This window comes from Streptomyces sp. NPDC038213 (assembly GCF_055600495.1).
The window spans coordinates 35,838-48,023 of the sequence record NZ_JBVJYM010000013.1; the positions used below are offsets into that span (position 1 = coordinate 35,838).

Sequence of the window (12,186 nt, forward strand, 5' to 3'; positions counted from 1 at the left end):
GTTCTCAGGCACTGGTGGCTCTTCTGTGCGGCAGGGGCAGTCGCAGCGGCGGGCCGGGATCGCGACCTCCCCGAAGCAGGTGCGGACCTCGCCGGGCCGGCAGTACTCGTGGCCGTCGGCCCGGCACTCGGGCTGGAGCAACCCGGCCGCGGGTCGGGCCGTCACCGGGTGATGCCCGTGACGAGCGCGGCGAGGACGCCGAGGGTGGCCAGGACGTACAGGAGCTGCCGCAGCCACTCGGGCGGCGGGCCGCTCACGCCGTCCGGTACCCGGCCGTGCACGGCCCCGGGGACGGCAGCGCCGCGTAGACCCGGCGCAGCGCTCGCCCCTCCTCTGCGTCTTCGAAGGCGCGGACCGCCCGGGCGAGGGCCCGGGCGTGGTTCCAGTTCCCGAGGGGCCCGTCCTGCGGCCCGTCCCCGGTGAGCCGGTGCCAGTCCCGCAGCGCGGCGGCAACGCGCGGGTCCGCGCCGCGGGCCGTCTCGGCGGCGGCGAGGAGCGTCGGCCCGTAGGAGAGCAGCCCGTCCGTGATGCGGGCGATCTCCACGGGGTCGGGCATCCGCTCGTAGGGGCCGAGGGCCCGGTTGATGAGAGCGTGTACCGGGGGCGTGTCCGGTTCGGTCATGGCGCTGCTCCTGCCGTCGTCAGTCGGTGTGCCCCCAGACTGACAACGCGGGAGGGCCGGAACACTCACAGATCTGTGAGTGCTACATGCCGATCCAGCGCGCCATGCTGCCCAGCCCGTCGGGTGCCCGGCGCGACATGTGCACGAGCCCCCGGATGGTGGCGCGCGTGCCGGGAAGATGCCGTGTCTGCTCCGGTGCGACCTGACGGGCCTGGGCGAGGTAGCGCAACGACGTCTGCGGGGAACCCGCCTCCATCTCGACGAGGGCCCGGTCGACCAGGTAGCGCGCACGCCGGGACGTCAGCGTGGTGGGCGGGAGCCGGATCTCACGCGCCCTGCCGAGGGCCCCGTCGAAGTCGCCCAGGGAAATCGACGTGCCCAGCTCGTGCAGCCGGACGTTCACCCGACCGAACGACAACCAGTGCACTTCGCCGGCCTCGCCGCCCACACGGTCCGCGAACTCGCGGGCCGCCGCCAGGTGGACCGCGACCGCGGTCGCGTCGTTGTGCTTCGCGGCCACGGTGGCCAGGCCCAGGTGCAGTTGGCCGGAGACGGCCAGCGCCTCGCGGGTCGACCGCCCCGCCAGGAGGCCCTGCCCCGAGGTGATCAGGTGCGCGCTGGCGGCGCCGCGCCAGAGCGTGGCCCGCTTGTACCGTTGAACCGCTTCCGTGCACGGGTCCGACGCCCGGCCTGCGGCCCAGCCCATCCGGTCCAGTGCCACGCGTGCGAGATCCGGGTGGTCCAGCTTCAACGCCACGTCGTGGGCCGTCCGGTACGCGGATGCGAGTGCCGTCCACGCGGGGGTCGACGGCACGGTCCAGACCGTGTGCGTCAACTCCAGGATCAGTGCGGGCAAGGATTTCGCCGCCGCGCGCAAGTGCGTGGCCCGTACCTGCCGGCAGACCGCATCGGCCTGCTCGACCAGGGCGGGTAGCGGCCGGACGGCTGGAAGGTCGGGGTGGGGTCCGAGGTCGTACCGGTCGAGTGCCTCCCGGATCGGGGCGACCAAGGCGAGCAGGCGGTCAGGGGGCAGGGCGGTCACGGCAGGGGGACCGGTCAGCTTGGCCGGGTCCACCCGCAGCGCCTCGGCCACGGCCGCCACGAACCCGGCCGTTGCCGGGCGCGCGCCGCACTCGACCTGCGTCAGGAGGCTGTGGCTGTACGGGATCCGGCCGGCCAGCTCGCGCTGCGTCAGGCGGGCCAGGCGGCGGTGCTCGCGGATCCGGGAGCCGGTGTGGTCGTCGTCGGGATTCGGCATGCCGGCCTCCGTCCGGGACTCGTCACCAGGGACCGTACCCGCTTCCCGGCGGGCGGGTGGGCCTTCTTCCCGACTCGACTCCGAGCGGGGGCGGTTGCATAGTCTGGCGTCCCATGACGACGAGGACGCTGTACCTGCTCTGCTCCGCCGCCCCGCCCGTGTTCGACGTGGCCCGGGTGATCGAGGAGGCGCAGGCGCGCGGGTGGGACGTGTGCCTCGGGCTCACCCCCACGGCAGCCGACTGGCTGGCAGACGGTCTCGACGGGCTCGCCGCCCTGACCGGACACCCGGTGCGCTACCGGTACCGGAGGCCCGGTCAGCCGGACGTGTGGCCGCCGGCGGACGCCGTGCTCGTGGCGCCGGCGACGATGAACACGGTGAACTCCTGGGCTCAGGGCATCACCGGCTCGTGGCTGGTCGGGTTCGTCTCCGAGGCCATCGGCAAGGGCATCCCGCTGACCACGATGCCGTGCGTCAACAGCGCCTATGCGCAGCACCCGCAGTTCCCGAGGTCGCTGGAGACGCTGCGCGAGGCGGGCGTCCGGGTGCTCTTCGGGCCCGGGGGGTTCGAGCCGAACGCGCCCGGTGAGCGGCGGCCCTATCCGTGGGCGGCGGCCTTGCAGGCGGTCGGCGAAGCCGCCCCGTAGGGCCGGTGGCGGCTCCGCGGACCGATCGGTCCGCGTCCTCCCGAACGGGCTCCCGAACGGGCTCCCCAGCGGGCTCCGGGCAGCCCAACGGCCCGGTCGCACGAAGCGGCCGGGCCGTTGACGTTCAGGCGCTGAGCCGGGGCGCGGGTGCGCGCCCGTAGGGGCGGGCCTCAGGCGGCCTTGGTCTCCCAGAAGATGCGGTCGATCTCGGCGATGAGGTCGAGGGCCTTCTGGCCGGTCGCGGGGTCGTTGGACGCCTTGGCGGCCGAGAGGGCCTTCAGGGTGTCGTTGACCAGCGTGTGCAGCTGGGGGTACTTCTCGAAGTGCGGGGGCTTGAAGTAGTCGCTCCACAGCACGGAGACGTGGTGCTTGGCCAGCTCGGCGCGCTGCTCCTTGATGGTGAGCGCACGGGCGCGGAAGTCCGCGTCCTCGTTGGCCTGGTACTTCTCCTGCACGGCCTTGACCGACTCGGCCTCGATACGGGCCTGGGCGGGGTCGTACACGCCGCAGGGCAGGTCGCAGTGGGCGCTGACCTTGACCTTGGGGGCGAACAGGCGGGAAAGCATGGGGGTTGTCCTCCTCGTGATCGTCTTCTCAGGGGCGAGATTACTCCGTGAGAAAGCGGATTTCGCGGGCGCCCCCAGGGGCTTGGGACAAAACTCCAGGGTCATTCTTGGATTGGTGAACGAACGTACGGACCTGATCGGAGGTGCACGGGTGGTGAAGGGCCTGTCTTCCAGGCTGCCGTTCGGGCTGGTGGGGGTGTACGGGCCCTCGATGGCGCCGACCCTGCTGAACGGCGATGCGCTGCTGGTGCAGTACGGGGCCGCGGTGCGGCCGGGGCACGTGGTGGTGCTGCGGCACCCGTTCCAGCAGGACCTGCTGGTGGTCAAGCGGGCCGTGGAGCGGCGGGCGGCGGGCTGGTGGGTGCTCGGGGACAGCCCGTACGCGGGCGGGGACAGCACCGACTACGGCGCCGTCCCCGACGAACTGGTGCTGGCGGTGGTGCGGCTGCGGCTGCGGCCGCGGGATCCGCACGCCCCCGCCGGTCAGCGGCCGGCGCCGCTCTCCTGGGCGGACCGGCTGTCGCGGCTCTGGTCGGCGGTGCGGCCCGTGCCCTGCGACGCCTCGGCCTCCAGGCGCTTGCGGGCGCGGTAGGCGGCCACGTTGGCGCGGGTGGCGCAGCGGTCGGAGCAGTAGCGCCGGGAGCGGTTGGTGGAGGTGTCGAGGTAGGCGTTGCGGCAGGGCGGGGCCTGGCACAGGCCGAGCCGGTCGGCGCCGAACTCGGTGAGGTGGAAGGCCAGGCCCATGGAGGCGATGGCGGCGTACCCGGCGGTGGCGTTGGACGGGTGGTCGGCGAGGTGCATGTGCCAGCGGGGCCGGCCCTCCTCGTCGAGGTAGTCGTGCCCGGAGATCTGCGGGCTGACGGGGAACTCCATGAGCAGGGAGTTCAGCAGGTCGACCGCGAGGGTCTGGTCCCCGCCGTCGGCCGCCTCGAAGACCGCGCGCAGCCGGGCGCGCACCCCGCGGAAGCGGGTGACGTCCGCGTCGGTGACCCGGCGGGCCATCTGGCTGGCGGTGCCGAAGAGGGCGCGGACCACCTCGACGGAGGTGAGCGCGTCCTTGTTGCGGGCCGGCTCCTCGGTGTTGACCAGGCGCACGGCATAGTCCGAGTAATAGGCCAGTTCCACTTGTAGTCCTTACGGCAGCGGTCTAGGGTCTGGGTAACGGCTGATACAGCTTCGAGGGTATTACGTACGGAGGCTTCGCGATGGCGGAAACGAAGACGGGTACGGCGGGCACGGGTACGGGCACGGCGGGCGGTACGGACTGGCGGGCCTGGCAGGACAGCTGGGACCGCCAGCAGGAGTGGTACATGCCGGACCGCGAGGAGCGGTTCCGGGTGATGCTCGACATGGTCGAGGCGACCGTCGGCACCGCCCCCCGGGTCCTGGACCTGGCGTGCGGTACGGGAAGTATCACGGACAGGGTCCTCAAGAGGTTCCCGGAAGCGGTCAGCACCGGCGTGGACCTGGACCCGGCGCTGCTGGCCATCGCCCGCGGCACCTTCGGGGGCGACCCGCGCGCCGCCTTCGTCACCGCCGACCTGAAGGACCCGCACTGGGCGGCGGCGCTCCCCCACGCCACGTACGACGCGGTCCTGACGGCCACCGCCCTGCACTGGCTGCACAGCCCCGCGCTGGAGGTGCTGTACGGGCAGCTCGCCCCGCTGGTGCGCCCCGGCGGGGTGTTCATGAACGCCGACCACATGCCCGAGCCCTCGACCCCGCGCCTGAACGCCGCCGAGCGCGCCCACCGGCACGCCGGCATGGACCGGGCCCGCGCCGCGGGCGCCCTGGACTGGGCCGACTGGTGGGCGCTGTGCGCGAAGGACCCGGTGCTGGCCGAGCCCACCCGGCAGCGGTTCGAGATCTACGGGGAGCACGCCGACGGGGACACGCCCTCGGAGTCCTGGCACGCGCAGGCCCTGCGCGCGGCCGGCTTCGCCGAGGCCCGCACGGTGTGGCGCTCCCCCTCGGACGCCCTGGTCCTGGCGCTGAAGTAGCCGGACCGGGCCCCGCGGGGGCCCGTCCTTACGCCGAAAGGGGCGGTACGGGGTTTCCGTACCGCCCCTTTCGGGCGTGAGCGCCGCTGCCGCGGCTACAGCACCTTGGACAGGAAGGCCTTGGTGCGGTCGTGCTGCGGGTTGCCGAGCACGTCGCGCGGGTTGCCGGACTCGACGACCACGCCGCCGTCCATGAAGACGAGGTTGTCGCCGACCTCGCGGGCGAAGCCCATCTCGTGCGTGACCACGATCATGGTCATGCCCGATTCGGCCAGGTCCCGCATGACGTCGAGGACATCGCCGACGAGCTCCGGGTCGAGCGCCGAGGTGGGCTCGTCGAAGAGCATCAGCTTCGGCTCCATGGCCAGCGCGCGGGCGATCGCCACGCGCTGCTGCTGGCCGCCGGAGAGCATCGAGGGGTAGTTGTTCCCCTTCTCGCCCAGGCCGACCCGGTCGAGCAGCTTGACGGCGCGCTCGCGCGCGACCGCCTTGCTCTCGCCCTTCACCATGACCGGGGCCTCCATGACGTTCTCTATGGCCGTCATGTGCGGGAAGAGGTTGAAGCGCTGGAAGACCATGCCGATGTCCCGGCGCTGGGCCGCGACCTCGCTGTCCTTCAGCTCGTAGAGCTTGTCGCCCTTCTGCTTGTAGCCGACGAGCTCGCCGTCGACCGACAGGCGGCCGCCGTCGATCCGCTCCAGGTGGTTGATGCACCGCAGGAACGTGGACTTGCCGGAGCCGGACGGGCCGACCAGGCAGAAGACCTCGCGGGGGGCTACTTCGAGGTCGATGCCGCGCAGGATGTGGGCGGCGCCGTAGGACTTGTGGACGCCCTCGGCCTTGACCATCGGCTGGCCGGTCATCCCGACACCTCCGAACGCTTGAACATGTTCAGGTTGGCACGGACGCGCTGCCACGGGGTGGGCGGCAGGCTGCGGACGGAGCCGCGGGCGAAGTGCCGCTCCAGGTAGTACTGGCCGACGCTGAACACGCTGGTGAGGGCCAGGTACCAGATGGAGGCCACGAACAGCATCTCCATGACGGCGCCGGCCGTGTTGCCGATGTTCGTCGAGGCCCGCAGCAGTTCGGTGTACTGCACCGCGGAGACCAGTGACGAGGTCTTGAGCATGTTGATGAACTCGTTGCCCGTCGGCGGCACGATCACGCGCATCGCCTGGGGCAGGACCACGCGGCGCATGGTCTTCGTCTGCGACATGCCGAGGGCGTGCGCGGCCTCGGTCTGGCCCTCGTCGACGGACTGGATGCCCGCGCGGACGATCTCCGCCATGTACGCGCCCTCGTTGAGGCCGAGGCCCAGGAGCGCGACCATGAACGGCGTCATGACGTCGACGGTCTCGTTCTTGTAGATCGGTCCGAGGTTGATGTACTCGAAGATCAGCGAGAGGTTGAACCAGACGAGCAGCTGCACGTAGACCGGGGTGCCGCGGAAGAACCAGATGTACAGCCAGGCGACCGCGCCGGTGACCGGGTTCTTCGAGAGCCGCATCACGGCGAACAGCACGCCGAGGGCGAGGCCCAGGGCCATGGCCGCGACGCTGATGACCACGGTGTTCCACAGGCCGCTGAGCACCGAGGTGTCGAAGACCTTGTCCCAGACCGTGTCCCAGATGACGTTGCCCTGGGAGAAGGCGTAGACCAGCCAGCCGAGGAGCGCGACGACGACCACCGCGCTGATCCAGCGGCCGTAGTGCCGGACCGGGATCGCCCTGATCGCCTCGTACGGGGAGGTGCCCGAGGCGCCGGGTCCGGCCGGAGCGGCGGCCGGACCCTTGTCGTTCTTGTCAGTCACAATGACTGCCCTTCAGTGGAGCGCGGAGGTCACTTGCCGGCGTTGACGGTCGCCGAGGTGACGGCGCTGTCCTTGACGTTCCACTTCTCCAGGACCTTGGCGTAGGAGCCGTCCTTGATGATCGCGTCGAGGGCGTCCTTGACGGCGTCGCGGAGCTGGGTGTTCTCCTTCGAGACGCCGATGCCGAAGAGGCCGACGTCGCTCTGGCTGCCGGCGACCTCGAAGTCGTTGCCGCCGCCCGAGGTCTTCGCGATGTACGCGGCGACCGGGTAGTCGTTCAGGTCGGCGACGGCGCCGCCGGCCTTCACGCGGGTCTGGGCCTCGGCGTCGGTGTCGAAGGCCTGGATGGTGAGCTTCTTGGCCCCGCACTTCGTGGCCTGGGCCTTGAAGGTGTCCTCGTAGATCGTGCCGCGCTGGACGGCGACGGTCTTGCCGCAGAGGTCGTCGAGGGACTTGATGCCCTGCGGGTTGCCCTTCTTGACCAGCAGCGAGACGCCGGAGGAGAAGTAGTCGACGAAGTCGATGCCCTTGCCGATCTTCTTGCCGGCGTCGTCCAGGCCCTCCTGGCGCTTCTTGTTGTCCGTCATCGAGGACATGATCAGGTCCTGGCGGCCGGTGTAGATCGAGGTGATCAGGCCGTCGAAGGTGCCGGAGACGAACTCCATCTTGACGCCGAGCTGCTTGCCCAGGGCCTCCGCGATGTCGGGGTCGACACCGACGATCTTGCCGCCCTCGGTGAACTCCATCGGGGCGTACGCGGCGTCCGTACCGATCTTGATGACGCCGGAGTCCTGGTACTTCTTCGGCAGCTTCGAGAAGAGCGGGGCGCTGTTCGCCTTGCCGCTGCCCGAGGCCTCGGGGGTCGAGCTGCCGCCTTCGGTCTGGTCACCGCAGCCGGTGAGGATCAGAGCGCCGGCCACCGCGATCGCGCTGACCGCGGCGATGCGGGACCGGGCGGCGGTCGTACGGCGAGTGGTGCTTGCGGTCATGAGCGGGTCCTCCGGCAGGGGTGTGCAGAAGCTGGCCGAATGCGGTCGGGCACGCATCTTCGAGTGTCGCGACCTCGTGTGATTACGGCATCTTGCCATTCGGACTGCACGAATCCGACGGTCAGCCAGGTCAAAATCGGATAACGGGTAACCCGTCTTGTCCAACAGGCCTGCGGACAAGGGTGATCGGCGCCGGATTTTCTATGGGGAAGGGCGCCTCAGGCACCAGTTTTTACGGTCCGTCTCGATGCCCGGACAGAGTTCGCCGGACTTTTCGGTGAAACCGGACAAGCACCTTAAAGTCAAGCACGAATCGACTCGTCTGGGCGAGTGTTCTTCGGGTAGAACAGATCCTTACACCCCTCATCCGGGGCTCAGGGCGCGTGTGCGGCGCGCCCGCGCGTACGAACCTCCCACTCCGAGGGAGGCGGGCCTACCGCCAGCTGAAGCCGGAGCTCATACGCGGTGCCCGCCCACCCCAACCAGGAGTGGCAACCCTCAACTGATAAAGACTTAAGGGGTCAAACAAGTGGCAGCGGAGATCGTCAATCCTCGCAGCGACAGCGTCACGGACAACAATCCCGATGCGGCCTTCGCGCTGCACCGGGGCGGCAAGATGGCCGTTCAGGCCACCGTGCCCGTCCGCGACAAGGACGACCTGTCCCTCGCTTACACGCCCGGCGTGGCAAAGGTGTGCAGTGCCATCGCCGAGCAGCCGGACCTGGTCCACGACTACACGTGGAAGTCCAACGTGGTCGCGGTCGTCACCGACGGCACCGCGGTGCTCGGTCTGGGTGACATCGGTCCGGAAGCCTCCCTCCCCGTGATGGAGGGCAAGGCCATCCTCTTCAAGCAGTTCGGCGGCGTGGACGCGGTTCCGATCGCGCTCGCGACCAAGGACACGGACGAGATCATCGACACGATCGTCCGGCTCGCCCCGTCCTTCGGCGGCGTCAACCTGGAGGACATCTCGGCGCCCCGGTGCTTCGAGATCGAGCGCCGCCTCCAGGAGCGCGTCGACATCCCGATCTTCCACGACGACCAGCACGGCACGGCCATCGTCAGCCTGGCCGCGCTGCGCAACGCCGCGAAGCTCACCGGGCGCACGCTCGGCGACCTCCGCGCGGTGATCTCGGGTGCGGGTGCGGCCGGCATCGCGATCGCCAAGATCCTCGTGGACGCGGGCATCGGCGACGTGTGCGTCACCGACCGCAAGGGCGTGGTCTCCTCCGACCGGACCGACCTGACGGACGTCAAGGCCGAGATCGCGGGCCTGACGAACAAGACCGGCCTGTCCGGCACCCTGGAGCAGGCCCTGGCCGGTGCGGACGTCTTCATCGGCGTCTCCGGCGGCACGGTGCCCGAGGCCGCGGTGGCCTCCATGGCGAAGGACTCCTTCGTCTTCGCCATGGCCAACCCGAACCCGGAGGTCCACCCGGACGTCGCCCACAAGTACGCGGCCGTCGTGGCCACGGGCCGCAGCGACTTCCCGAACCAGATCAACAACGTCCTGGCGTTCCCCGGCATCTTCGCCGGCGCGCTGAAGGTCCGGGCCTCCCGGATCACCGAGGGCATGAAGATCGCCGCCGCCGACGCCATCGCCGGCGTCATCGCGGACGACGAGCTCTCGGCGGACTACGTGATCCCGTCGCCGTTCGACGAGCGCGTCGCGACCGCGGTCACCGCCGCCGTGGCCGCCGCCGCCCGCAGGGACGGCGTGGCCCGCCGCCCGTAGCGGTGCCCGCCGCCAGGCAGGTGACACAGCGGCCCGCCCCCTCGGGGGCGGGCCGCTTCCGTTCCCAGGGCCCCGGACGCCGGGCCCGAACACCGCCCGGGGTGGCCTTGCACGGGCCCAGGACAGCCTGGACGGCCCCTGGGGCGCCAGGGCCCGCGCCCCGCCGGTCAGGCCAGTGCGGCGAGGAATACGGCCGCCACGGAGGGCCTGACGGCGTATGTGGCCCCCAACGAGCCCTGGGGGGCCTTCCACCACTCGAAGGGCAGCCGCCGGTTGTTCCCGTCGTTGGCGTCCGTCACATCGCGGAAGGTCCTCGCGATCCGCTTCGCGGGATTCCTGCCGTTCGCCCCTCCCAGTACCTCCGCCTCCAGCTCCGTGCAGTGCACCATCCGGCCGGGGCGGCGCACCAGGTACGCGAGAAGCTCTCTCCCGCTCGGCGGCATCCGCTCCCAGTACGCAGCGGCGAGCGCGACATCAGCCGGCCCCCACTCGGGTTCGCCCGCCAGGGTGTGGCCCCCCGAGGCCTGTTCCCACCGCGGATCCGCCTCCGTCAGATACGTCACGTTCGCCATGGCCGTCCCCTCCCATTCCTGCTGCTCTGCCGGGAACATTCTCACGACTGTGACGAAGAACAGCCCCGATCCCCGGACCGGGGTCCAGGAAGGCTGGATGCAGCCCCTACCGGGGGGTAGCGTCGCGGCATGTTCGCTGCCTATGCCGCCCGTATCGACCGTGACCAGCCGCTCAGCGGCCTCGAGCTGGGCGAGCGCCCGGCGCCCGAGGCCCGGCCCGGCTGGGTGACCGTGAACGTCAAGGCCGCCTCCCTGAACCACCACGACCTGTGGTCGCTGCGCGGGGTGGGCCTCGGCCAGGACAAGCTGCCCATGATCCTCGGCTGCGACGCGGCCGGCACCGACCAGGACGGCAACGAGGTCGTCCTGCACTCCGTGATCGGCCAGAGCGGCCACGGGGTCGGCCCCGACGAGCCCCGCTCGATCCTCACCGAGCGCTACCAGGGCACTTTCGCCGAGCAGGTCTCCGTCCCCGCCTGGAACGTGCTGCGCAAGCCCGCCGCGCTCTCCTTCGAGGAGGCCGCCTGCCTGCCGACCGCCTGGCTCACCGCGTACCGGATGCTCTTCACCAACGCCGGGGTCCGGCCCGGTGACTCCGTGCTGGTGCAGGGGGCCGGCGGCGGGGTGGCCACCGCGGCGATCGTCCTCGGGAAGGCCGCCGGCCTGCGGGTCTTCGCGACCAGCCGGGACGAGGCCAAGCGCAAGCGGGCCGTGGAGCTCGGCGCCGAGGACGCCTTCGAGCCGGGCGCGCGCCTGCCGTACCGGGTGGACGCGGTGATCGAGACGGTCGGCGCGGCCACCTGGTCGCACTCGGTGAAGTCCCTGCGGCCCGGCGGCACCCTGGTCATCTCCGGCGCGACCAGCGGGGACCGCCCCGCCCACGCCGAGCTCACCCGGATCTTCTTCCTGGAGCTGAAGGTGGTCGGCTCCACCATGGGCTCGAAGGACGAGCTGGAGGACCTGCTGTCCTTCTGCGCGGCCACGGGCGTACGGCCGGTCATCGACGAGGTGCTGCCGCTGGACCGGGCCAGGGAGGGCTTCGCGAAGCTGGAGGCGGGCGACCTCTTCGGCAAGGTGGTCCTCACGGTCTGAGCGGGGGAGGCTGCGGGCGACTCGGTCCCGCTCCCGCTCCCGCTCCCGGCCATGTTGTCAATGAAGGTTGACAGGATGCAAGGCGTCAACCACCATTGACAGCATGACCGAGGCAACCGACCTCGCGGCCGCCGCCGGCGACCGCGACCCGCGGGTGGGACTCCGCGCGGTCGCGGCCCTGCGGCGGCTGCTGGAGCAACTCGAAGCGGTGCAGGTGCGCAGCGCCCGCAACCACGGCTGGTCCTGGCAGGAGATCGCCGCAGAACTGGGCGTCAGCCGGCAGGCCGTGCACAAGAAGCACGGGAGGACCTGATGTTCGAGAAGTTCACGAGCACCGCCCGGAGCGCCGTCGCGGGCGCCGTGGAGCAGGCGGAGCGCACCGGCTCCGACCGCGTCGAGGAGCAGCACCTCCTGCTCTCCCTGCTGGACCTGGGAGCGCTGGCCCCCCTCGGGGTGGACCCGGCGCGCCTCGCCGCCGACATGGCGGCGGCCCGCCGCCGCGGCGGCCTGTCCAAGGCCGACGAGCAGGCCCTGGCCGGGATCGGCATCGACCTCGGGGAGATCGTCTCCCGGGTCGAGGAGACCCACGGCGAGGGCGCCCTCGCGCCGGTACGCGGGCCCCGCCGGCGCCGCTGGAGCGGCCACCGCCCCTTCACCCCGGGCGCGAAGAAGACCCTGGAGCAGTCGCTCCGCATCGCCCTGGGCCGCGGCGACCGGCACATCGGCGCCGGGCACCTGATCCTGGCCCTGCTCTCCCGCCCGGGCCCGGCCGCGGAGGCCCTGACCGACCACGGGATCACGTACGCGGCCGCCGAGTCCACCCTCCCGCCCGCCCGCCGGGCCGCTTAGGCCGTACGGGCAGCCGGGACGGGGATCCCGCACGGTGGTCCGTACG

Annotated in this window: 15 protein-coding genes; 7 read left to right on the top strand and 8 right to left on the bottom strand. The window is 71.4% G+C overall.

Annotated elements, in window-relative coordinates; all coding sequences use genetic code 11:
- Positions 1–253: 253 nt before the first annotated feature.
- The gene (locus ACZ7JZ_RS19480; RefSeq protein WP_470940744.1) at positions 254–622 is read right to left on the bottom strand and encodes a DUF6415 family natural product biosynthesis protein; all 369 of its coding nucleotides are present in this window, start codon (positions 620–622) and stop codon (positions 254–256) included.
- An 82-nt stretch (positions 623–704) separates the two neighbouring features.
- Entirely contained in the window at positions 705–1,880 is a 1,176-nt protein-coding gene (locus ACZ7JZ_RS19485; protein ID WP_470940746.1) for a helix-turn-helix domain-containing protein, read from the bottom strand.
- A gap of 113 nt (positions 1,881–1,993) precedes the next feature.
- Between ACZ7JZ_RS19485 and ACZ7JZ_RS19490 the strand changes: the two genes are divergently transcribed.
- On the top strand, positions 1,994–2,527 hold the full coding sequence (locus ACZ7JZ_RS19490) for a flavoprotein (protein WP_470940748.1): 534 nt from the start codon (positions 1,994–1,996) through the stop codon (positions 2,525–2,527).
- A gap of 170 nt (positions 2,528–2,697) precedes the next feature.
- On the opposite strand, the gene sodN is transcribed toward ACZ7JZ_RS19490, so the two are convergent.
- Positions 2,698–3,093: a superoxide dismutase, Ni gene (sodN, locus tag ACZ7JZ_RS19495; RefSeq protein WP_470940749.1), complete on the bottom strand. Its 396-nt coding sequence runs from the start codon at positions 3,091–3,093 to the stop codon at positions 2,698–2,700.
- Between the two features lie 115 nt (positions 3,094–3,208).
- Between sodN and sodX the strand changes: the two genes are divergently transcribed.
- On the top strand, positions 3,209–3,685 hold the full coding sequence (sodX, locus tag ACZ7JZ_RS19500) for a nickel-type superoxide dismutase maturation protease (protein WP_470940751.1): 477 nt from the start codon (positions 3,209–3,211) through the stop codon (positions 3,683–3,685).
- Here sodX and ACZ7JZ_RS19505 read toward each other — a convergent pair.
- Complete coding sequence (locus tag ACZ7JZ_RS19505; protein ID WP_470940753.1) at positions 3,577–4,218, bottom strand: CGNR zinc finger domain-containing protein; 642 nt, start codon at positions 4,216–4,218, stop codon at positions 3,577–3,579. The genes sodX and ACZ7JZ_RS19505 overlap by 109 nt on opposite strands.
- 80 nt (positions 4,219–4,298) lie before the next feature.
- Between ACZ7JZ_RS19505 and ACZ7JZ_RS19510 the strand changes: the two genes are divergently transcribed.
- Positions 4,299–5,093: a class I SAM-dependent methyltransferase gene (locus ACZ7JZ_RS19510; RefSeq protein ID WP_470940754.1), complete on the top strand. Its 795-nt coding sequence runs from the start codon at positions 4,299–4,301 to the stop codon at positions 5,091–5,093.
- 95 nt (positions 5,094–5,188) lie between these two features.
- Here ACZ7JZ_RS19510 and ACZ7JZ_RS19515 read toward each other — a convergent pair whose 3' ends face one another.
- Genes ACZ7JZ_RS19515 through ACZ7JZ_RS19525 form a run of 3 tightly spaced genes read right to left on the bottom strand, consistent with a single transcriptional unit; the run spans position 5,189 to position 7,892 of the window.
- Complete coding sequence (locus ACZ7JZ_RS19515) at positions 5,189–5,956, bottom strand: amino acid ABC transporter ATP-binding protein (RefSeq protein WP_470940756.1); 768 nt, start codon at positions 5,954–5,956, stop codon at positions 5,189–5,191.
- A complete protein-coding gene (locus ACZ7JZ_RS19520; RefSeq protein WP_470940758.1) occupies positions 5,953–6,903 on the bottom strand; it encodes an amino acid ABC transporter permease in 951 nt (316 codons plus the stop codon). The genes ACZ7JZ_RS19515 and ACZ7JZ_RS19520 overlap by 4 nt, the downstream gene beginning before the upstream one ends.
- Before the next feature lie 29 nt (positions 6,904–6,932).
- Positions 6,933–7,892: an ABC transporter substrate-binding protein gene (locus ACZ7JZ_RS19525; protein WP_470940760.1), complete on the bottom strand. Its 960-nt coding sequence runs from the start codon at positions 7,890–7,892 to the stop codon at positions 6,933–6,935.
- A gap of 529 nt (positions 7,893–8,421) precedes the next feature.
- Between ACZ7JZ_RS19525 and ACZ7JZ_RS19530 the strand changes: the two genes are divergently transcribed.
- Positions 8,422–9,627 (top strand): NAD(P)-dependent malic enzyme, encoded by a 1,206-nt coding sequence (locus ACZ7JZ_RS19530; protein ID WP_470940762.1) that lies wholly within the window; start codon positions 8,422–8,424, stop codon positions 9,625–9,627.
- Positions 9,628–9,794: 167 nt separating this feature from the next.
- Here ACZ7JZ_RS19530 and ACZ7JZ_RS19535 read toward each other — a convergent pair whose 3' ends face one another.
- Positions 9,795–10,238 (bottom strand): DUF6416 domain-containing protein, encoded by a 444-nt coding sequence (locus ACZ7JZ_RS19535; protein ID WP_470940764.1) that lies wholly within the window; start codon positions 10,236–10,238, stop codon positions 9,795–9,797.
- Positions 10,239–10,328: 90 nt separating this feature from the next.
- Between ACZ7JZ_RS19535 and ACZ7JZ_RS19540 the strand changes: the two genes are divergently transcribed.
- From ACZ7JZ_RS19540 to ACZ7JZ_RS19550, 3 genes are all read left to right on the top strand, one after another.
- Positions 10,329–11,291 (top strand): zinc-binding dehydrogenase, encoded by a 963-nt coding sequence (locus ACZ7JZ_RS19540; protein WP_470940766.1) that lies wholly within the window; start codon positions 10,329–10,331, stop codon positions 11,289–11,291.
- Between the two features lie 103 nt (positions 11,292–11,394).
- Positions 11,395–11,604, top strand: a complete 210-nt coding sequence (locus ACZ7JZ_RS19545; protein WP_470940768.1) for a helix-turn-helix domain-containing protein — start codon at positions 11,395–11,397, stop codon at positions 11,602–11,604.
- Entirely contained in the window at positions 11,604–12,140 is a 537-nt protein-coding gene (locus tag ACZ7JZ_RS19550) for a Clp protease N-terminal domain-containing protein (RefSeq protein WP_470940770.1), read from the top strand. Before ACZ7JZ_RS19545 ends, ACZ7JZ_RS19550 begins: the two co-directional genes overlap by 1 nt.
- The last annotated feature ends 46 nt before the right edge of the window (positions 12,141–12,186 follow it).